This window comes from Mycolicibacterium frederiksbergense (genome assembly GCF_012223425.1).
GTDB classification, from domain to species: Bacteria; Actinomycetota; Actinomycetes; order Mycobacteriales; family Mycobacteriaceae; genus Mycobacterium; species Mycobacterium frederiksbergense.
Genome location: NZ_CP038799.1, coordinates 2,310,716 through 2,330,281 on the forward strand (window position 1 = coordinate 2,310,716; position 19,566 = coordinate 2,330,281).

Consider the following 19,566-nt stretch of genomic DNA (forward strand, 5'->3'; position numbering starts at 1 on the left):
CTTTCGTCAGGGATGCGCAACCGGGCTTGCGCGATGTTGATATTTGATCAAACATTGTGTCGTCGCGGTCACACTATGACGACACCGCCGACTTGAACAAGCCGTCCGCGATACGTCACCACCGCTCGTTGAGAGGACGGCAGCCCGTGCACGCACCCGCGAAACTGCGGCCTGCCCGTCGTCGCGAACAACTCTCCGACGAGGTCGCCGGATATCTGCGGGTCGCGATCATGTCCGGGTCTCTGCGGCCCGGAACGTTCGTGCGCCTCGACGAGACGGCCGCACAACTCGGCGTGAGCATCACCCCGGTACGCGAGGCGCTGCGGACCCTGCGCGGTGAGGGGCTGGTGCAGCTGGAGCCCCATCGCGGACATGTGGTGGCCCCCTTCACCCGAGATGACATCGCCGATATCTTCTGGCTGCAGGGAATGATCGCCGCCGAACTCGCCTCGACCGCGGCTCAGCGTGCCGACGACACCGATATCGACGAGCTGGAACGGCTGACCGACGCGCTCGACGATGCGGTGCAGGGTGGCGATGTCGATGCGATCGCGCTGGCGGAGTTCAATTTCCACCGCACGTTCAACCGCACCACGAACCGGATGAAGCTGGCCTGGTTCCTGCTGAACGCCGCACGCTATCTGCCGCCGCACATCTACGCCTCCGACCCCCAATGGGGTGTGGAGGCGGTGGCCAACCATCGCCAACTGGTGACCGCGCTGCGGCAACGCGATGTCAGCGAGGTCGTCCGGCTGACCCGCAGCCAGTTCGACGACGGTGCGCGCCGGTTGACCAGCCTGCTCGACGATCTGGGGCTGTGGACCTGATCAGGCCAGCTGCTCGGCGCGCTTCTTCAGATTGCCCGCCAGGTGCTCCAGCGCATCGCCCGCGACCTTCTTCACCATCATCGCGGGCACGCCCGGCATGGCCACCTCGACATCCATGTCGACGGTGAGCAGGCTCGTGGGGCCCATGTCCACCACGGCGAACAGCTGCTCCTGCTTGGAGAACAGGTTGCCCTGCTGCATGACCGTCTGGATCTGGCTCTCGCCCGGGTAGTACACGGCCTGGATATAGGTGCCCTCCATGCCCTGCACCTTGGTGTCCAGCCGTAGCTGGCTGGGGCGGCCGTCGTCGTAGCGGGCCAGCACCCACGCGCCGGTGACCTCTTCGTTCCACTGCGGGTAGGCCTCGAAATCGGCGACGATCGCCATGATCGCGGCGGCGGGGGCGGCAACCTCGACGGTCTTGCTCACGACTGGCATCGGGCGAGCATATCGCCGGGGCTCAGTCCGCCGTGATGCCCACCATCAGTGCGCGGATGTCCTCGGGGATCGGGACGGGCCGGCGCGTCTGGCGGTCGACGTAGACGTGTACCCAGGAGCCGACGGCAGCGACCGGCCCGCCGTCGGCCCACAGCCCGGTGCGGTAGGTGACGCTGCTGGTGCCCAGCCTGGTCACCGCGAGCCCGACCACCAGATCGGACGGGAACTTCAATTCGGCGAAGTAGCGGCAGCTCGACTCGGCCACCACGCCCAGCCAGGGTGCGGTCACCGCGTCGACGGCCGCCCGGGTGCCGATCCAGGCGTTGATGGCGGTGTCGAACAGCTGGTAGTAGATCGCGTTGTTGAGGTGGCCGAACATGTCGTTGTCGGTCCAGCGCGTCTGCACCGGCCAGTGCAGCGGGAAGTCCGCGTCTGAGTACTCCATGCGGGCAAGCATGTCAGGCTGATGACATGTTGATCCGTGGTGCGGTACTGGAAACGATCGGAGCTCCCCGGCCGTACGCGGCGTCCCGACCGCTGTCGGTGACCGAGCTGGAACTCGACGATCCGGGCGACGGTGAGCTGCTGGTGCGGATCGAAGCGGCCGGCTTGTGCCACTCCGATCTGTCCGTGGTCGACGGCAACCGGGTGCGGCCGGTGCCGATGCTGCTCGGCCACGAGGCCGCCGGCATCATCGAGAAGGTGGGCGGCGCTTCGGATCTCGCGCCCGGACAACGGGTGGTGATGACCTTCCTGCCGCGCTGCGGACAGTGTTCGGCGTGCGCCACCGACGGGCTGGCGCCGTGCATCCCCGGTAGCGCCGCCAACGGTGCGGGCACGCTGCTCAGCGGCTCGGTGCGGTTGAGCGGCGGTGTGCTGCACCACCTCGGGGTGTCCGGGTTCGCCACCCACGCGGTGGTGGACCGGCGTTCGGTGGTGCCGGTCGACCCTGATGTACCGGCTGTCGTCGCCTCCTTACTGGGGTGCGCGGTGCTCACCGGTGGCGGTGCGGTGCTCAACGCAGGCCGACCCCAGGCCGGACAGACGGTCGCCATCGTCGGGATGGGTGGGGTCGGGATGGCCGCGATGCTGACCGCGCTCGCGCACGCGGATGTCCGGGTCATCGCCGTCGACAGGCTGGCGGACAAGCTGGCGCTGGCACGCGATCTCGGCGCGCACGCCACCTACACCCCCGAGGAGGTCACCGAGAAGGCCGAGGTGGTGATCGAGGCCGTCGGGCACGCCGCCGCACTGGAGGGTGCGATCGCGCTGACCGCGCCCGGCGGGCGCACCATCACCGTCGGCCTACCGGCACCGGATGCGCAGATCTCGTTGTCGCCGTTGAGTTTGGTGGCCGAGGGCCGCACGCTGATCGGCAGCTATCTCGGATCCGCGGTGCCCGCCCGCGACATCCCCCGCTTCGTCGAGTTGTGGCGGGCCGGAAAGCTGCCGGTGGAAAAGCTGGTGTCGGCGACGCTGACCCTCGACGAGATCAACAACGGAATGGACGAACTGGCCGACGGACGGGCGGTCCGGCAGATCATCGAGTTCTGAACGCGCACAGAGCGATCAGATGGACCGACCGATCCGCTCACCGATTCCACGCACCACCGACCACACACCGGGCGCGCCCTTCATCAGCGGCCAGGTGACGGCTGCGGTGACCACCGAGCACACACTCTGCGCCAGGGAGGCCGGGACGCGGACCGGATCCATCAGGTCGTTCTCGGCGAACGGCCCCGCATCGGCCGACACCATGAGCTCGGTGAACTTGCGCAGCGAGCGACCGGCGCCGCGCAGACCGTCAACGGCGCCCAGAAACGAGTCCCGGCGTGAGATCTCGGCGTGGAGGTCCTCGACGGACACCCCCAGATGTTCGGCCAGCAGACCGTCCCGCACGGCGGCGACCAGGGCTCGCACATCGTCACGGTCTGACGAATCATCAAGTGCAAGATCACATTCGCTGTCGAATCCCAGTGATCGGTTGTTCAGGTTGGACGATCCGATGCGCAGGAACCGGTCGTCGACGATCATGACCTTGGAATGAACGTACAGCGATGTGCCGCCGGGTACCGCAGGCCAGTAGACGCCGAACCGGCCGTGTTCATCGGCATCCCAGAGCAGCCGCACCATGCGCTCGCGGGCGCTGTCCATCGAGGCGGTTTCCAGCGGGCTCTCCGACGTCCGCGGCAGCACGATCACCACTTCGGGTCCGTCCGGCTCGCGCAACCGCTCCGCCAGCGCCTCGCAGATCCCCCGCGCGGCCAGGTACTGATTCTCCAGATAGATGAAGTCCCGGGCGGCTGCGATGGCGGCGAGGTTCAGTGCCTCCACCTCGCGGACCTCGTCGCGCTCCGGCAGTGGCGGCAGTGTGCGCGCAATGCCGACCTCGACCTGCCGTAACGCCGGCTCGCAGAGCCGCGGCCAGGCCACCGCGCCCGATCTGACCGGCGGTAGCGTCTGCCCCGTCGCCGTGTGCCACCGGTCGCGGGCCAGTTCGGCCAGACACGATGCGGCCTCCCCGTCGACCACCGTGGCCACTTCATGACGCGGGCCGTACGGCTCGCCCCCGGCGCGCCGGCGGGGATCGTTCGGTGTGTGCGCGCGGGTGTCCCACCGCCCGAACGTCAGGTCGATACCGCCGCAGAACGCCACCGCGTCGTCGATCGCGACGATCTTCTGGTGATGCACCGCACCGAGGGGATGTGCGCCGTCGACGGCCAGATGCATGCGCTGCGACGTGATCCGGTTGAGCCACTGCACCGGGACGATGCTGTACCAATAACGTTCGAACGCTGCGAGCAGACGGAGATTCGACTTCAGCACGTAGACCTTGAGGTGCGGTCGCCGCCACAGCAGCCAGAACAGAAACGGACCCAGCTGGTTCGGGCCGGGCATCGTCGCGCCCTCCGGTTCGAACGTCGTGCGGGAGTCGAAGTCCCATCCCACCAGAAGAATCCGGTTTTCGGCGCCCAGCATCGCGGACTTCACGTGCCTGAGATAGTCCGCACCGTCGATGATCGGGGCGTAACGACCCGCCTGCGCGGTACGCCAGCACGTCTCGCCGGGTGACAGCAGCGGATCCTTGACCATGGTGATCAGCGCCTCCTTCGCTCCGGCGATCAGCCGCGCGGACTCATCTACTGAGTCGTGCACCAGTGTGCACCACGCACGCGAACGAGATGCACCCCACAATCGTGCCGCACAGCGCCCTTCACAACTTGTATGATGAGTTGTAGACTCATCATATGACTGACGCCATTCGCCATCTCCGCCTGTCCCATGTCGTGCTGCCGCTGCCCAATCCGGTCAGCGACGCCAAGGTCCTCACCGGCCGTCAGAAGCCATTGACCGAGACGGTGTTGCTGTTCGCCGAGGTCCGCACCGAGCAGGGCTTCGAGGGAATGGGCTTCAGCTACTCCAAGCGGGCCGGCGGGCCTGCGCAGTACACCCACCTGTCCGAGATCGCCGACGTCGCGCTCGGGCAGGACCCCTCCGATATCGAGCGCATCTACCAGTCCCTGCTGTGGGCCGGCGCCTCGGTGGGACGCTCCGGTGTGGCCACCCAGGCCATCGCCGCACTCGACGTCGCACTGTGGGATCTGAAGGCTCGACGCGCCGGACTGCCGCTGGCCAAACTCCTCGGCGCACATCGCGACTCGTGCCGCGTGTACAACACCTCCGGCGGATTCCTGCAGGCCTCCGTCAGCGAGATCAAGGAGAAGGCGACCGCCTCGCTGGAATCCGGTATCGGCGGCATCAAGATCAAGGTGGGGCAACCGGATTGGCGGATCGATCTGGACCGGGTCGCCGCCATCCGGGAACACCTCGGCGATACCCCGCTGATGGTGGACGCCAACCAACAGTGGGACCGGGCACGGGCCCGCCGGATGTGCCGCGAACTCGAACAGCACGACCTGATCTGGATCGAGGAACCCCTGGATGCCTGGGACGCGGTCGGCCACGCCGACCTGTCGCGAGCCTTCGACACCCCGATCGCGACCGGCGAGATGCTCACCTCCGTCCCCGAGCACATGGCCCTGATCGATGCCGGCTACCGCGGCATCGTGCAACCCGACGCACCGCGGATCGGTGGCATCACCCCGTTCCTGCGCTTCGCCACGCTCGCCTCGCACGCCGGGCTGGCATTGGCCCCGCATTACGCCATGGAGATTCACCTGCACCTGGCTGCCGCGTACCCGACCGAGCCGTGGGTCGAGCATTTCGAATGGCTCAATCCGTTGTTCAACGAGCGCATCGACATCCGTGACGGGCGGATGTGGCTGCCCGAGCGCGCGGGACTCGGCTTCACGCTCAGCGATCAGATGCGGGCGCGCACCGTGGAGAGCGCGGACTTCGGTCAGTCATGATGTTGCGATGACGACCTCGTTGGCCCAGCGGGTGGTCGCCGGCTTGAAGGACAAGATCTTCGCCGGCGATCTCCCGCCCGGGCACAAGCTGCCCTCCGAAACCGAACTGGTGGAGGAGTTCGGGGTGTCGCGCACCGTGGTGCGTGAAGCCGTCACCCGGCTTCGCGCCGAAGGCCTCGTCGAAACCTTCCAGGGCCGCGGGTCATTCGTGCTCGCCGTGCCCGAGCCGACATCGTTCACGGTCGAGTCCGCCGCCATTCGGTCCCACCATGACGTACTCGACATGATCGACTTCCGGCTCGGTATCGAATGCGAGGCAGCCGCACTGGCCGCCTCCCGGGTGGATGCGGCGGGCGAACAGTCCGTGCGCACCGCACTCACCGAGTTCACCGAGGCCGCGCCCGAGGATGCCGTCGAGGCCGACTTCCGCTTTCACCGCGCCGTCGCCGCGGCCAGCGGCAACCGCTTCTATCTCGACCTGCTCGACTCACTCGGTCCGATGATGATCATGCTGCCCCGCACCCGCCTCGGTGACACCCACTCGATCACCGACGCGGCCCACGCCGAGCGGATTCTCCGCGAGCATGACGCCATCGCGACGGCGGTCATCGACGGCGACCCGGAGCTGGCCCGCGCAGCCATGCGTCTGCACCTGGGTAACACCCGGCGCCGGCTCGACGCCGGCAAGCGTTAGCGGGCAACGGTTTCGGCGTCATCGGCCTTGACGGGCGCCGACGCCGAAGCACGCTTGTGGCGCACGTACTGGATCACCGGCAGCAGCACCAGCAGCAGGAAGACCGCCAGGATGCCTCCCGAGATCGGCCGGGTGATGAATCCGGTGGGGTCGCCGTCGAAGATCAGCAGGGAGCGCCGGGTGCTGGCCTCGATGATCGTGCCCAGTACGAACGCCAGCACCATCGGCCCGGGGTCGAAGCCGGCCTTCTTCATCAGGTAGCCGACGATGCCGAAGGCCAGCATGACAAAGATGTCGAAGGTCGAGTTGTTGATGGTGTAGACACCCAGGATGGTGATGAGCGCGGTGATCGGCGCCAGGATCGCCGGGCGCACCCGCAAGATCCGGACGAACAAGCCCACCAACGGAATCGACAGGATCAGCAGCAGGATATTGCCGATGTACATCGAGTTGATGACACCCCAGAACACGTCGGGATGTTCGTCGACGAGTTGCGGTCCGGGCGAGATGCCCAGGATCAGCAGCGCGCCGAACAGCATCGCCATCGATGCGTTGGCGGGCAGGCCGATGGTGAGCAGCGGGATGAACGATGAGGTGGCGGCCGCATTGTTGGCCGTCTCCGGTGCGGCAACGCCCTCGATGGCGCCGCGACCGAAACGCTCGGGGGTCTTGGAGCGTCGTTTCTCGGTGGCGTAGGCCACGATCGATGACAAGGTGGCGCCGCCGCCGGGCAGCACACCCAACACGAAGCCGATGATCGAACCGCGCCCGATGGCACCCGAGGACTGCCGGAGATCCTTGCGCGACGGCCACACATTGCCGACCTTGGCCGGGACATGCGTCTTTCCGTGGCGCTGCTCGAGGTTGTACAGAATCTCCCCGACACCGAACAGGCCCATCGCCACGACGACAAAGTCGATACCGTCGGCCAATTGCAGGCTGTCGAAGGTGAAGCGGGAGGCACCGCTGAAACTGTCCCGGCCCACCGTGGCCAGCAGCAGGCCGACCGCACCGGCGATCAGCGCCTTGAGCTTGTTGCCGCTGCCGATGGTCGCGACCAGCAGCACACCGAGCAAGGCCAGGGCCGCGTACTCGGGCGGTCCGAAGTCGAGCGCGATCTCGGCTACCACGGGCGCCAGCAGCGTCAGGCCGATGATCGAGATCGTCGCGCCGACAAAGGATCCGATGGCCGCAATGCCCAACGCGGTGCCTGCCTTGCCCTGTTTGGCCAGCGCGAAGCCGTCGAAGACGGTGACCACCGAGGAAGCTTCGCCGGGGAGCCGCAGCAGCACCGAGGTGATGGTGCCGCCGTACTGGGCGCCGTAGTAGATGCCGGCCAGCATGATGATCGCGGCCACCGGGTCGATGGTGTAGGTGATCGGCAGCAGGATCGCGATGGTGGCGGCGGGGCCGAGGCCGGGCAGCACACCGATGATCATGCCGATGAGCACACCCATCAGGCAGTACAGCAGGTTCTGGGGTTCGGCGACCAGTGCGAACCCATCCAGGAATGCGGTGAAGTCCATGACTTTTCGGCTTCCCTCAGAAGGAGATGAGATGGGGAAGCGGAATCCGCAGCCCGTAGATGAACAAGACGTAGAACACCGCCGTGGTGGCGACGCTGATGACCGCGGTGCTACGCCAGCTTTCACCGCCCAGGAAGCGCAACCAGATCACACACAGCAGCACCGCGGGAATCTCGAAACCGATCAACGGCATCAGCAGACCGAAGCCCGCGAAGGTGACGGCGCCGATGGCCACCAGAAGGCTGCTGCGGGTGAACTTTTCGGCGTCGTCGAGCTGTCGTCCGACCACCAGCAGCAGCAGCGACAGTGCGGCGATGAGCACGCTGACCACGAAGGGCCACAGTCCGGGACCGGGCTCGCGCAGCGAGCCCAGCCCGTATCCGGAGGCCAGCGCGGCGCCGGCAACTCCGATCACCAGACCGGTCAGCGCACCCGCGATCTGATAGCCGGGGCCGCCCGCGGGCGGGCGCTCCTCGTGCAGTTCGTGAGCGACCTCGGCCTCGATCTCGGCGAGGACATCGTGTGCGTGCGGTGCGTGCGGCTCACCCACGGCGGTCATCAGCCCGCGTTCCGCAGGTCGAGGTCGTACTGCCCGACCAGCTCGGCGTAGCGCTGCTTGTCCTCGTTGCGCTGGGTCAGTACGTCCGCACCGGACAGCTCCATCGGCGTGAGGCTGTTCTGCTCGTTGAACTTCTTGTAGTCCTCGGTGGCGAACGTCGCCTTCAGGCCCTCGACGAGCTTGTCCTTGACCTCCTGCGGGGTGCCCTTGGGAACCGTCATGAACCGGTACTGCGTGACCTCGACGTCCAGGCCCTGCTCCTTGGCCGTCGGCACATCGGGCAGGTAGCTGATCCGGTCCGGGCCGAACACCGCCAGCGGCACCAGCTTCCCGGACTGGATGTTCTCGATCGCCTCACCCACCTGGATGGAGGCGACCTCCACCTGGTTGCCGAGCACCGCGGCCAGCGCCGGTGCGCCACCGTCGAACGGTACGGCCGCCGACGGCACATTGCTGCTCTTGAACAGCAGCGCGGCAGACAGCTGCGCGCCGGTCCCGACGCCGGTGGTGCCGTAGCGAACCGTGCGATCGGCGTTCTGCATGTCCTGGATGGTCCTGAACCCGCTGCCGAGGCTCGCTACCAGCACGTAGTCGTCGCGGGATACGCCGTAGACGACGTCGAAGGCGTCGATGTCGGTGACCTCGTCGGGGCTCACCGCGAGTGGGGTGATGGTGAACAGCGACGCGTTCTGGATGGCGATCTTCGAGCCGTCCGGTGCTGCGTTCGCGACCTCGGCCGCGGCCAGCGCCCCGTTGGCGCCCTCGCGGTTGATGACCGGGAACGAGGCACCCAGGTCATCGCTGAGGCCCTTGGAGACGGCACGGCTGATCAGGTCGCTGGAACCCCGGCCGAGGCGCCGACGTACATCTCGACGGTGCCGGACGGCCAGCCGTCACCGGATCCGCTTCCGGTGCTGGTCTGCACTCCGCCGCAGGCGGTGAGCAGCAGACCTGCGGCGGCTGCGGCGGCCAGCGCGGCGCGGGGACGTCGGCGGGTGGCTTCGATCGCCATCGGGCACCTCCTGTTGTTCAAGTCTCAGATCGCCACGGGTGTGGCGGCCATCACTTAACTTAGGAAGCTCGGCGATACCTGTCCAAGGCATAATTGGTATCGCTTCATGCCGATAGTGCATCGACACAGTCCTCGTCGTCGATCACCCGGCGTCGTGTAGATCGATCCCGTTCTGCTGCACCACCTCGGCGTAGCGCTGTTTGTCCTCGGCGAGCTGGGCCAACACCTCGTCCCCGGGGATCTCCATCGGGGTGAAGCTGTGCTGTTCGTTGAAGTTTCGGTAGGCCTCGGTGTCGAATGTCGCCTTGAGGCCCTCGACCAGGGCGTCCTTGATGTACTGCGGAGTCCCCTTGGGCACCGTCATGAACCGGTACTGGGTCACCTCGGCGTCGACACCTTGTTCCTCGGCCGTGGGCACATCAGGCAGGTAGCTGTTGCGGTCCGGGCCGAATACCGCCAGCGGCACCAACCGTTGGGAGCGGATACTCCCGATCGCCTCGCCCACGTGGATGACGGCAATGTCCACCTCACCGGCGAGCACCGCGGCCAGTGCCGGTGCACCGCTGTCGAACGGCACCGGCCGCGCCGGCACCTCGGCATTCTTGAACAGCAGCGCCGCGGACAGTTGGGCGCCGGTGCCGACGCCGGTGGTGCCGTAACGGATGGCCTGGTCCGCACCCGCTATGTCGCCGATGGTGCGAAAACCACTGGCGGGGTTGGCCACCACGACGTAGTGGTCCCGGGAGATCCCGTACACCACGTCGAATCTCTCGATGTCGGCGGCAGCATCACGGGGGACCGCGAGCGGGGTGATGGCGTACAGCGACGCATTTTGGATGGCGATCACGGAACCGTCGGCAGGGGCGGCCGCGACCTCGTCCGCGGCGATCGCGCCGTTACCGCCCTCCCGGTTGATGATCCGCAACGGCGTCGCGCCATCACCGGAGAGGCCGTCGGCGACCGCGCGGCTGATCAGGTCGCTGGATCCGCCGATGGCGTAGCCGACATACATGTCGACGGCGCCCGACGGCCAGGTGCCGCCGCCATCGTCCTCGCTCTGGGGCTCGATGGCGCTGCTGCACGCCGTGACCACGATGGCGGCGAGCGCCGGCGCGACCGCCGAACGGAGTCGGGTGGTGGCAATCGCCATAACAGCATTCCCCCAGTGCGGTAGGTCCCCCGACCACCGTCGGCCTTGACGGCAACGCCAGAGACGCTACACGGCGCGCCGCTGTGGCACGGGACTATCGGGCAACCTCAGAACCAGGAGTCGGCCATCTCCAGCGTGGTGCGGTCCATGCTCTCCAGCAGATCCAATTGTGCTGCCGTCTTGGGTAGTTCGTAGCGGAAGAAGAAGCGGGCGGCCTGGCGCTTGCCGTCGTAGAAGTCGCCGCCTTGGTCGCCGGCGACCAGGTACTGCTCCAGCCAGATCCAGGCGATGACGATGTGACCGAACGCTTCCAGATAGATCGCGCTGTTGGCCATCGCGGCCTCGACGTCGCCGGAGGCGAACATGCCCGCGGTCACTGTCGCCAGCCGCTGCCAGGAGGCCTGCAGTTGGGCGGCCAGCGGGTCGTCACCGGCCTGGGCGATGGTCGCGGAAACCCGCTCCGACAACGCCGCCAGGCTCGCACCGCCGTTCTGGGTGACCTTGCGGCCCAACAGGTCCAGGCTCTGAATGCCGTGGGTACCCTCATGGATCGGGTTGAGCCGGTTGTCCCGGTAGTGCTGCTCCACGTCGTATTCGCGGGTGTAGCCGTAGCCGCCGAGCACCTGGATGGCCAGGCTGTTGGCTTCCAGACACCACTGCGATGGCCAGCTCTTGGCGATCGGTGTCAGGATGTCCAGCAGGGCGGTGTTCTCTTCGTCGGCCAGCCGCGCGCAGTACAGCGCGAGTCCGAGCGCGCCTTCGACATAGGCCTTCTGCGCCAACAACATCCGCTTGACGTCGGCGTGGGCGATGATCGGGACCTGCGGGCTCGCCGGATCCTTGACCAGGCGGCCCTGCGGACGTTCCCTGGCGTATTCCAGCGACTTGAGGTAGCCGGTGTAGCCGAGCGCGACCGCGCCCATCCCGACGCCGAGTCGGGCCTCGTTCATCATGTGGAACATATAGACCAGGCCGCGGTGCGGTTCCCCGACCAGATACCCGACCGCGCCATCGAAGTTGAGCACGGTGTTGGTGATACCGCGTTGGCCCATCTTGTGATTGAGCCCGGAGATCGCCACGCCGTTGCGGGTGCCGTCTTCCAGGAACTTCGGCACGATGAACAGCGAGATGCCCTTGGTGCCCGCCGGTCCGCCCGGGATTTTGGCCAGCACCAGGTTGATGATGTTCTCGCAGAGTTCGTGCTCGGCTCCGGAGATCCACATCTTGGTGCCGTGCAGCCGATAGCTGCCGTCGTCGTGGGGTTCGGCGCGGGTGGTGATATCGGCCAGTGACGAGCCGGCCTGGGTTTCCGACAGCGCCATGGTGCCGGTGAAGCGTCCGGCCAGCATCGGCTCGACGAACGTCTCGATCTGTTCGGGACTGCCGAACTTGGCGATCAGATTCGCGTTGGCGATGGTGAGCATCAGGTACCCGGACGTGCTGGTGTTGGCCGCCGAGATCCACGCGAAGCCGGCCTGTGCGACGGTCGCCGGCAGCTGCGCACCGCCGAGTTCGGCGTCGAAGCTCATGCCGATCAGGTCGGCCTTGGCGAAGGCCTCGATCGCCGCCTTGACCTCGGGGATGACGGTGACCGTGGTGCCATCGAACTGGGGTTCGTGGGCATCGCTGAGCTTGTTGTGCGGGGCGAAATAGCGCTCGGCCAGCTGCTCACACAGATCCAGCACCCCGTCGAAGGTTTCCCGGGAGTGCTCGGCGAAGCGCGGCCGCGTCGTCAACTCCTCCACGCGCAGCCACTCATAGAGCAGAAAGTCGAGGTCGCGGCGGGACAGGATGGTCGACTTCATGCCGCCAGGTTAGCCCTCGGCTTCCGGCGCGGGCAGCAACATCTGGGCCAGCCCGACCGGGTCGATGATCGAAACGATCCCGATCATGCGGCCCTGTTCGACCGTGCAGGCCATGACGCTCAGCGGCCGCCCGGACGGACCCCACGCCAGGATGCCGGGTTCACCGTTGACCGACACCCGCCGCGCCAGCACCCGGGATCCCTGGCCGCGCCGCACCGCGGCGACGACGACTGCGGCCCCGGTTCCGGTGGTCACACCGGCGGAGGTGTGGCGCTGCCAGTGCACGTCGGGATCGAGTACGCGCAGCAACGCCTCGAAGTCGCCGTCGCGGGACGCGGCCAGGAAGGCGTCGACGACGGCACGCTGTTCCTGTCTGCGGCGGTGACCCCCGGACGGCGGCGGCACGTCCTGCACCTTGCGCCGGGCCCGGCTGGCCAGCATCTTGGCCGCGTCGGCCGATTTGTCGAGGATCTGCCCGATCTCGGCGAAGGGCACCGCGAACATGTCGTGCAGTACGAAGGCGAGGCGTTCATCCGGGCGCAGCGATCCCAGCACCACGAGCATCGCCAGCCCGACCGAGTCCGCGACCACCGCGGCATCCTCCGGGGTGTCGACATCCTCGGTGACGACGAGCTCGGGGACGGGAACCTCGGGACGGCTGCCGCGCGCACGCAGCATGTCGACACAGATGCGGCCGACCACCGTCGTCAGCCAGCCGGCGATGTTGTCGATGGCTTCGGGGTCCTGGCGCGACAACCGCAGCCACGCCTCCTGAACCGCGTCCTCGGCCTCCGTCCGTGAGCCCAGCACGCGGTGGGCGACCGCGAGCAGCCGTGGGCGTTGCGCCTCGAAGTGTCGCGCCAACTGTGTCTGGGCCGTCATGGGTTACCTCTCGCCGCGCGGAACCGTCACAGACATGACGGGTCGGCGTCTACCGACGTAACCACGAGACGAGGAATTCCATGAACGCGACACTGTGGACCATCACGATCATCGCCGCGCTCGCCTACACCGCCGGTGGGGCGAGCCTGCTGCTCATGTCGCGCCAGCGCTACCGGGCACTGGCCGCCAGCCAGCAGTGGGTCGACGATTTCGGCGACCATCACCTCACCGCGATCGCGGTGGTCAAACTGACCGGCGCGGCGGGCCTGATGCTGCCCGCGGCTTTCGGCATCGCGCCGACACTCACCCCGGTTGCGGCCTGCGGGCTGGCCTTGTTCATGGCCGGGGCGGCCACCACCCGGTTCCGGCGCAGCGAGTGGGCGGCGATGGCCGGCGACATCGTGTTTCTCGCGATATTCGCCTTCCTGGCCTGGGGCTGGTTCGGCGTTCTCGCCGGTGCTTAGGCGACGGCGATTTCCTCGTTCTTGAGCTCGCGAATCGCGGTGCGCAGCCCGCGACGCTTGCCGGTGCGCGGGTCCACACCGAAGGTGTCCCGCACACCACCGCGGATCCGGAACTTGAGTTCGGAGTTGGTCTCCGGCGCGTCGTCGGCGGTCGCCTTGAGGAACCGATTGGGCAGCGCCAGCTTGGCGATGGTCCAGAACGACTGACTGTATTGCCGCAGAAGGGGACCCGTCGTGTAGGGCAGGTCGTATTTGTCGCACAGTGCCTGCACCCGTTGCGAGATCTCGGCGTAGCGGTTGCTCGGTAGATCGGGGAACAGGTGGTGCTCGATCTGATAACACAGGTTGCCGCTCATGAAGGCCATCATCGGCCCGGCATGGAAGTTCGCAGAACCCAGCATCTGCCGCAGATACCACTCGTTGTGGGTCTCCTGCTCGAACTCCTCCTTGGTGAATTTCTCTGCGCCGTCCGGGAAATGGCCGCAGAAGATGACCATGTAGGACCAGTAGTTGCGGATCAGGTTGGCCACCGCGTTGGCGCCCAGGGTGTGCTTCCAGTTCCGTCCGGCCAGGGCGGGGAAGACGATGTAGTCCTTGCCGACCTGCTTGCCGACCTTGCGGCCGATGATCCGGAGGTCCTTGCGCACCTCTGCCATCGACTTCTCACCCTTGCGCCACTTGGTCGTCTCGACACCGTGCAGCGCCACCCCCCATTCGAACAGGGTGCCCAGCAGGAAGCTGTAGATCGGATTACCGATCATCCAGCGCTCCCATTTCTGATCACGGGTGAGCCGCATGATGCCGTAGCCGATATCGTCGTCGAGGTCGAGAACGTTGGTGTACTTGTGGTGGATGAAGTTGTGCGACTTCTTCCAGTGCACGGTCGGTGAGGTGGTATCCCACTCCCATTCCGTGGAGTGGATCTCGGGGTCGTTCATCCAGTCCCATTGACCGTGGGTGATGTTGTGCCCGAGTTCCATGTTCTCGATGATCTTGGCCGCGGCGAGCATCCCGGTTCCGGCCACCCAGGCGAACTTGTTGCGGCTCTTGAACAAAGCGATACGCCCGCCGACGGCCAGTCCGCGCTGCAACTGGATGGCCCGGCGGATGTAGCGGGCGTCGCGCTCGCCGCGGGATTCCTCGATGTCGGTCCGGATAGCGTCCAGTTCACGCCCCAGTTCCTCGACGTCGGCCGGGCTGAGGTGTGCATATTCCTTGATATCGGTGATGGCCATGCTGAGCCTCCTAGACGTTGATGGTGCAGTTGCCGGACACTGCCGAGATACAGGTCTGAATGCGGTCGCCCTCGCCGTGCTCGGTACCCGACCGGAAATCCCGGACGTGGCCGGATTCCAAAGGCAGCACGCAGGTTTGGCAGATACCCATCCGGCAGCCGAACGGCATCTGGATACCCACCTTCTCGCCGGCCTCCAGCAGCGAGGTGGCACCGTCGACGTCGACGCTCTTGTCCGACAGCGCGAACGTCACGGTGCCGCCCTCACCGCCCTTGTCGGTGCGGGCGATGACGAAGCGCTCCATGTGTAGTCGGTCCGCGGGGACGCCAGCATCGGTCCAGACCTTCTCGATCGTGTCGAGCATCGCGGGCGGGCCGCACGCCCAGGTCGGACGATCGCGCCAGTCCGGCACGATGTCGTCGAGGCCGCCGAAGTCGAGGTGACCGGCCGTGTCAGTGAGCTGCAGGTGCAGTCGGTAGTCGTCGCGACCGTCATGCAGGGTCTGCAGTTCGTCGTGAAAGATCACGTCGCCCGCGGTCGGTGCGGAGTGGATGTGGACGATGTCGGCGGACTGCCCGCGCGCGGCGATGGACCGCAGCATCGCCATCACCGGGGTGATCCCGCTGCCCGCGGTGACGAACAGCGCCTTGGCCGGCGGCGGGTCGGGCATCGCGAAGTCACCCTTGGGCGAGGCCAGGCGAACGATCGTTCCGGATTTCACGCCGTTGACCAGGTGGGTGGAGAGAAACCCTTCGGGGGTGGCCTTCACGGTGATCGAGATGAGCTTCTTGTCGCGCTTGGGGACCGAGGTCAACGAGTACGACCGCCAGTGCCACCGGCCGTTGATCCGCAGCCCGATCCCGACGTACTGACCGGGTTGGTAGTCGGCCGCGAAGCCCCACCCCGGTTTGATGATGACCGTGGCGGTGTCGTCGGTCTCCTTACGTACGTCGACGACCTCGCCGCGAAGCTCGCGCGCCGTCCACAGCGGGTTGAGCATCTTCAGGTAGTCGTCGGGCAGCAACGGCGTCGTCATGCGCGCCGCCAGGCCTCGGACCATATTGATCTTCGGTGTGGTGGCGGTTGCGACGTCACGCGCGGGGGCCTCACTCCATCGCGTCAGACCCTTCAGATTCAGCACCATGGCACACCCCTCGGGACGGTTTTCGGTGAACACATGTACACCGGACTACCCGCCCGCGACGCGGCTTACACATCGCCGCCCAAACGCCTGCTCAGCGGATGGTGCTGAGCCCGCCGTCGACCGGAATGATGGTCCCGGTGATGTAGCTGCTGGCCCGGCTGGCGAGGAACACCGCGATGCCGGCCATGTCATCGGGCTGTCCGACGCGCTTGAGCGGCAGGGCCGCGCCGACGGCCTCCTCACCGGCGGACATCAGCACCTTGGTCATCCTCGACGGGAAAAGCCCGGGCGCAATCGCATTCACCAGGATCTTGGGCGCCAGCTCGCCGGACAGATGCCGGGTGAGCATGTGCACGGCGGCCTTGCTGGCGCTGTAGGAGAAGTTGTCGCGGCCGATTTCCGGCACGAAGAACCCGTCGATGCTGCCGGTGTTGATCACCCGCGCCGGGTCCTGCTCGGTCGCGGCGGCCTCCAGCAGCGGTACCAGTGCGCGGGTCAGCAGGAAGACGCCCTTGACGTTGACATCGAAGACCTTGTCGAAGCCCGACTCCGGGAACTCGCCGAACGGCGCGCCCCAGGCCGCGCCGGCGTTGTTGAACAGGACGTGCACGGCGTCCTCCCGGGCCGCCACCGCGTCGGCGAGGGTCTGCACACCTTCGGCGGTGCCCAGGTCGGCCGGGATCCCCTCGACGGCGCCCAGCGTCGACAGTTCGGCGACCACGGCTTCGAGTTCGGCTTCCTTGCGGGCCGCGAGATAGACCTTGGCCGCGCCGGCCTGCAGCAGCCCGCGGGCGATCATCACGCCGATACCGCGGCCGCCACCGGTGACCACGGCGACCTTGCCGTCGAGGGCGAACAGGCCGGTCATTTCTGCGCACCGCCCAGCGGCTGTTCGTTGCGGACCGTCTCATCGCGGATCAACCCCCGCAGCAGCGCGGTGCTGAACTCCACCGCGATCTCCTGGGCGGTCCGGCGGCCGTGCGGACGCAACCAGCGGTAGGCGCCCAGCGTCATCCCGATATAGCCGAGCGCCAGCACATGGGAGTCGCAGTCGTAGAACTCTCCGCTGGCGATGCCGCGGTCGATGACATCGCGAACATGCTCGTAGACGGTGGACTCGGCCTTGCGGATGTAGGCGACCTGTTCCTCGGTGAACCACTCCGAGATGTAGGGGCCCTCCTGGAAGTAGACGGCCGCCGCCTCCAGGTCGTTGGCGATGCCGGTGAGCAGCCGCCGGGTGAAGTGGTAGATCGTCTCTCGGGCCGTGGCGGTGGGATCATCGTGCAGGGCGTCGACGGTGAAGTCGGCGGTGCGCTTGTAGATATCCCAGAGGATCAGCGACTTGCTGGCGTAGTAGTGGTAGACAGTGGCCTTGTTGAGGCCGACCGCGTCGGCCACATCGTCCATGCGGGTGCCGTGATACCCCCGGGCGGCGAACAGCTTGGCGGCGACCGCCAGCAACTCGTCGCGGCGGGACGACCCGTTGGGTGCGGACTCGGTGGACATGACTACTCACTATCTGCAGACCGGGGTGACCCGGGGATTACCAATCAACTGGTTGGCCAGTCTAGGCATTAACGTGGTTACGGTGTCCCGACATGCACCAGTAGGTCTAAACTCCTGAGAAAGTGGCCGTGCCTGGGAGGTACCGATGGATCCGAATCCTGATTACGACATCAGCGATGAAGGCGAGTTCTTCTTCAGCTGGCTGGCTTGGGGTCTGCGCGGCGTCTACCCGCCCCCGGCCTACCCGCCGGTCTAGATCGTTCGACGCAAAGCACCCGCACGCCACGGCGTGACGGGTGCTTTGTGCATTCGGGGGCATCCCGTTTCTACGCGAGGGTTGTGCTCGATCGCGTATGGCGTCAGGCCGCGACGGGTCGCGGCAGCACCCGAATGGCGTACCGGACCGCCAGCACCATCAGCGTGGTGGTGACCAGGAACAGCGGCCAGCCCATCGCCAGTCGCGCCACCGCCAGCAGCTCGGCCTGGTCACTGTCGTAAAGGTGGTACTGCACCAGGAAGCGCGACCAGGAGACAGCGGCCATCACCGCGGTGACGACGTCGAAGGCCAGCCGCACCCGCGGGGCACGCCGCCACGCCCCGTCGCGTCCGGTCACCCATGCCCACACCACACCGACCAGTGGGCGCCGGATCAGGATCGACCCGGTGAGCAGCACGGCCGTCACCAGGGCTATCCCGATACCGGGGAGATAGAAGTCCTTGGCCTGCCCGGTGACCAACGCCAGTCCGGCACACAGCGCGACACCGGCAAATCCCCACAGCGCCGGCCGCAACGATTCCCGGTGCGCCACCTGCCAGGCCAGCACCAGCGCGGCGACGGTCAGCGCCGCGATGATCGCGGGGATGCGTCCCAGCGCGGCGGCCGTCACCGCATAGGTGGTGACCGGCAGCGCGGAGTAGATGAGCCCGCGGACGCCGCCCGCTCGTTCCAGCAGCCCGTCCAGCGGTGCGTCCCTCACACTCGCCGAGCGTACCGACTCTCCTAGGCGACGGGCTCCGCGACGGTTTCGGGCCGGCGCCGCGCCCGGGCCGCCGCCCACGCGGACGTCGTCGCGGCGGACAGCGCTGCGGCGCGGCGGCGGGCCGTACCGACCCAGCCGTCCAGCCGCGCACGCAACGGCACACCGGGCTCCGGCACGACGGGCAACCAATCGTCGACCGTGGCGAGCACACCGGCCTTCGGCTCGACCGGGCCCAGCTTCTCCCGGTAGGCCTCGCCGCAACCCGTGCAGTTCACTTCGTAGCGAAGCAGATTCGGTCCCAACTCGACAAAGGAGTACTCTGCCACCGCGACACAACGCGGGCAGCGGGCCTTACCGCGTTCGACCACGAATTCCATGGAGTACATGGTGGGGTCACCGGCGGCGGTGCGGACCAATCCGTCCCATGTCGATGCACGTTCGCAGCGCAACCGAGATGCGGCCTGGGTTTCCACTAGCGCGGGTTCTCGACGCGCGGCGGCGGATCGGTGATCACCTGGCGGTCGGGAGCATCATCGCCATCGCGCCGCCGGGTCTTCACATCAGGATCGAGCTTGTCGATGTGCCTGCCGCGCTCGTCGAGATCCTCCAGATGCGTCGCGGCCGTCTCCTGATGTGAGGAGGCTCGCTCGCTGAGCCGCCGGGCCTCGGCGGCCTTGGCCTCGGCTTCGGCCGCCGCCGCACGCGCCCTGGCATCGGTCTCGTCGGCCAGCGCCTGCCGCTTGGCGACCTGCTCACGCTCGGATTCGAGTTCGGTGCGCAGCCGCTGGGCTTCATCGCGCCTGCTCTGCGTGCGTTTGTTGCGTGCCAGCAGGATCAGGCCCACGACGACCACCAGGGCCACCACCGCCGCCACGATGATCCAGAGGGTGTTGTTGTCAGACATCTCGGCTCCTTCGGAGGGTGGACGAGCCGCACTTATCGACGCGCCCGGCAATTACGTGGATTCCCCGCAG

23 protein-coding genes are annotated in these 19,566 nt (G+C 67.0%); 6 read left to right on the top strand and 17 right to left on the bottom strand.

Annotation, left to right across the window (positions count from 1 at the left end; all coding sequences use genetic code 11):
• Positions 1–146 precede the first annotated feature (146 nt).
• Positions 147–827 carry a GntR family transcriptional regulator gene (locus EXE63_RS14050; protein WP_210000513.1) on the top strand — a complete coding sequence of 227 codons (681 nt, stop codon included), beginning with the start codon at positions 147–149 and terminating at the stop codon, positions 825–827.
• Here EXE63_RS14050 and EXE63_RS14055 read toward each other — a convergent pair whose 3' ends face one another.
• Both EXE63_RS14055 and EXE63_RS14060 read right to left on the bottom strand, forming a co-directional pair.
• The gene (locus tag EXE63_RS14055; protein ID WP_168142436.1) at positions 828–1,265 is read right to left on the bottom strand and encodes an SRPBCC family protein; all 438 of its coding nucleotides are present in this window, start codon (positions 1,263–1,265) and stop codon (positions 828–830) included.
• Positions 1,266–1,287: 22 nt separating this feature from the next.
• Positions 1,288–1,710 (bottom strand): acyl-CoA thioesterase, encoded by a 423-nt coding sequence (locus EXE63_RS14060; RefSeq protein ID WP_210000515.1) that lies wholly within the window; start codon positions 1,708–1,710, stop codon positions 1,288–1,290.
• Positions 1,711–1,736: 26 nt separating this feature from the next.
• Here EXE63_RS14060 and EXE63_RS14065 point away from each other — a divergent pair, with 26 nt between their 5' ends.
• Positions 1,737–2,819 carry an alcohol dehydrogenase catalytic domain-containing protein gene (locus EXE63_RS14065; RefSeq protein ID WP_168142438.1) on the top strand — a complete coding sequence of 361 codons (1,083 nt, stop codon included), beginning with the start codon at positions 1,737–1,739 and terminating at the stop codon, positions 2,817–2,819.
• Between the two features lie 15 nt (positions 2,820–2,834).
• Here EXE63_RS14065 and EXE63_RS14070 read toward each other — a convergent pair whose 3' ends face one another.
• The gene (locus EXE63_RS14070) at positions 2,835–4,358 is read right to left on the bottom strand and encodes a phospholipase D-like domain-containing protein (protein WP_168145580.1); all 1,524 of its coding nucleotides are present in this window, start codon (positions 4,356–4,358) and stop codon (positions 2,835–2,837) included.
• Between the two features lie 155 nt (positions 4,359–4,513).
• Here EXE63_RS14070 and EXE63_RS14075 point away from each other — a divergent pair, with 155 nt between their 5' ends.
• Both EXE63_RS14075 and EXE63_RS14080 read left to right on the top strand, forming a co-directional pair.
• A complete protein-coding gene (locus EXE63_RS14075; RefSeq protein WP_168142439.1) occupies positions 4,514–5,635 on the top strand; it encodes an L-talarate/galactarate dehydratase in 1,122 nt (373 codons plus the stop codon).
• A 7-nt stretch (positions 5,636–5,642) separates the two neighbouring features.
• A complete protein-coding gene (locus tag EXE63_RS14080; protein ID WP_168142440.1) occupies positions 5,643–6,329 on the top strand; it encodes a FadR/GntR family transcriptional regulator in 687 nt (228 codons plus the stop codon).
• Here EXE63_RS14080 and EXE63_RS14085 read toward each other — a convergent pair.
• The 7 genes from EXE63_RS14085 to EXE63_RS14110 form a co-directional block, all read right to left on the bottom strand.
• A complete protein-coding gene (locus EXE63_RS14085) occupies positions 6,326–7,855 on the bottom strand; it encodes a tripartite tricarboxylate transporter permease (RefSeq protein ID WP_168142441.1) in 1,530 nt (509 codons plus the stop codon). The genes EXE63_RS14080 and EXE63_RS14085 overlap by 4 nt on opposite strands.
• 16 nt (positions 7,856–7,871) lie before the next feature.
• On the bottom strand, positions 7,872–8,414 hold the full coding sequence (locus EXE63_RS14090) for a tripartite tricarboxylate transporter TctB family protein (protein ID WP_168142442.1): 543 nt from the start codon (positions 8,412–8,414) through the stop codon (positions 7,872–7,874).
• Positions 8,414–9,304: a tripartite tricarboxylate transporter substrate binding protein gene (locus EXE63_RS14095; protein ID WP_366515347.1), complete on the bottom strand. Its 891-nt coding sequence runs from the start codon at positions 9,302–9,304 to the stop codon at positions 8,414–8,416. Before EXE63_RS14095 ends, EXE63_RS14090 begins: the two co-directional genes overlap by 1 nt.
• Positions 9,244–9,426 carry a hypothetical protein gene (locus tag EXE63_RS32950; protein WP_234904492.1) on the bottom strand — a complete coding sequence of 61 codons (183 nt, stop codon included), beginning with the start codon at positions 9,424–9,426 and terminating at the stop codon, positions 9,244–9,246. Before EXE63_RS32950 ends, EXE63_RS14095 begins: the two co-directional genes overlap by 61 nt.
• A 142-nt stretch (positions 9,427–9,568) precedes the next feature.
• Complete coding sequence (locus tag EXE63_RS14100) at positions 9,569–10,576, bottom strand: tripartite tricarboxylate transporter substrate binding protein (protein WP_168142443.1); 1,008 nt, start codon at positions 10,574–10,576, stop codon at positions 9,569–9,571.
• A gap of 107 nt (positions 10,577–10,683) precedes the next feature.
• Positions 10,684–12,381 carry an acyl-CoA dehydrogenase gene (locus tag EXE63_RS14105; protein ID WP_168142444.1) on the bottom strand — a complete coding sequence of 566 codons (1,698 nt, stop codon included), beginning with the start codon at positions 12,379–12,381 and terminating at the stop codon, positions 10,684–10,686.
• A 9-nt stretch (positions 12,382–12,390) separates the two neighbouring features.
• On the bottom strand, positions 12,391–13,263 hold the full coding sequence (locus EXE63_RS14110; RefSeq protein ID WP_168142445.1) for a sigma-70 family RNA polymerase sigma factor: 873 nt from the start codon (positions 13,261–13,263) through the stop codon (positions 12,391–12,393).
• Between the two features lie 80 nt (positions 13,264–13,343).
• On the opposite strand from EXE63_RS14110, the gene EXE63_RS14115 reads away from it, so the two are divergent.
• Positions 13,344–13,727, top strand: a complete 384-nt coding sequence (locus EXE63_RS14115; protein WP_168142446.1) for a DoxX family protein — start codon at positions 13,344–13,346, stop codon at positions 13,725–13,727.
• Here EXE63_RS14115 and EXE63_RS14120 read toward each other — a convergent pair.
• From EXE63_RS14120 to EXE63_RS14135, 4 genes are all read right to left on the bottom strand, one after another.
• A complete protein-coding gene (locus EXE63_RS14120) occupies positions 13,724–14,962 on the bottom strand; it encodes a fatty acid desaturase family protein (RefSeq protein WP_168142447.1) in 1,239 nt (412 codons plus the stop codon). The genes EXE63_RS14115 and EXE63_RS14120 overlap by 4 nt on opposite strands.
• A 10-nt stretch (positions 14,963–14,972) precedes the next feature.
• Positions 14,973–16,106 (bottom strand): ferredoxin reductase, encoded by a 1,134-nt coding sequence (locus EXE63_RS14125; RefSeq protein WP_168142448.1) that lies wholly within the window; start codon positions 16,104–16,106, stop codon positions 14,973–14,975.
• 91 nt (positions 16,107–16,197) lie between these two features.
• Positions 16,198–16,974, bottom strand: coding sequence for an SDR family oxidoreductase (locus EXE63_RS14130; protein WP_168142449.1), 777 nt, complete (start codon positions 16,972–16,974; stop codon positions 16,198–16,200).
• Positions 16,971–17,612 (bottom strand): TetR/AcrR family transcriptional regulator, encoded by a 642-nt coding sequence (locus tag EXE63_RS14135; protein ID WP_105361399.1) that lies wholly within the window; start codon positions 17,610–17,612, stop codon positions 16,971–16,973. Before EXE63_RS14135 ends, EXE63_RS14130 begins: the two co-directional genes overlap by 4 nt.
• Before the next feature lie 145 nt (positions 17,613–17,757).
• Here EXE63_RS14135 and EXE63_RS14140 point away from each other — a divergent pair, with 145 nt between their 5' ends.
• Positions 17,758–17,868, top strand: coding sequence for a hypothetical protein (locus tag EXE63_RS14140; RefSeq protein ID WP_019514171.1), 111 nt, complete (start codon positions 17,758–17,760; stop codon positions 17,866–17,868).
• Positions 17,869–17,971: 103 nt separating this feature from the next.
• Here the strand turns inward: EXE63_RS14140 and EXE63_RS14145 are convergent, their stop codons facing one another.
• The 3 genes from EXE63_RS14145 to EXE63_RS14155 form a co-directional block, all read right to left on the bottom strand.
• Positions 17,972–18,589, bottom strand: coding sequence for a DUF3159 domain-containing protein (locus tag EXE63_RS14145; protein WP_234904493.1), 618 nt, complete (start codon positions 18,587–18,589; stop codon positions 17,972–17,974).
• 23 nt (positions 18,590–18,612) lie between these two features.
• A complete protein-coding gene (locus EXE63_RS14150; protein ID WP_168140743.1) occupies positions 18,613–18,969 on the bottom strand; it encodes a hypothetical protein in 357 nt (118 codons plus the stop codon).
• Positions 18,970–19,064: 95 nt separating this feature from the next.
• Positions 19,065–19,496: a hypothetical protein gene (locus EXE63_RS14155; protein WP_210000517.1), complete on the bottom strand. Its 432-nt coding sequence runs from the start codon at positions 19,494–19,496 to the stop codon at positions 19,065–19,067.
• Positions 19,497–19,566 lie beyond the last annotated feature (70 nt).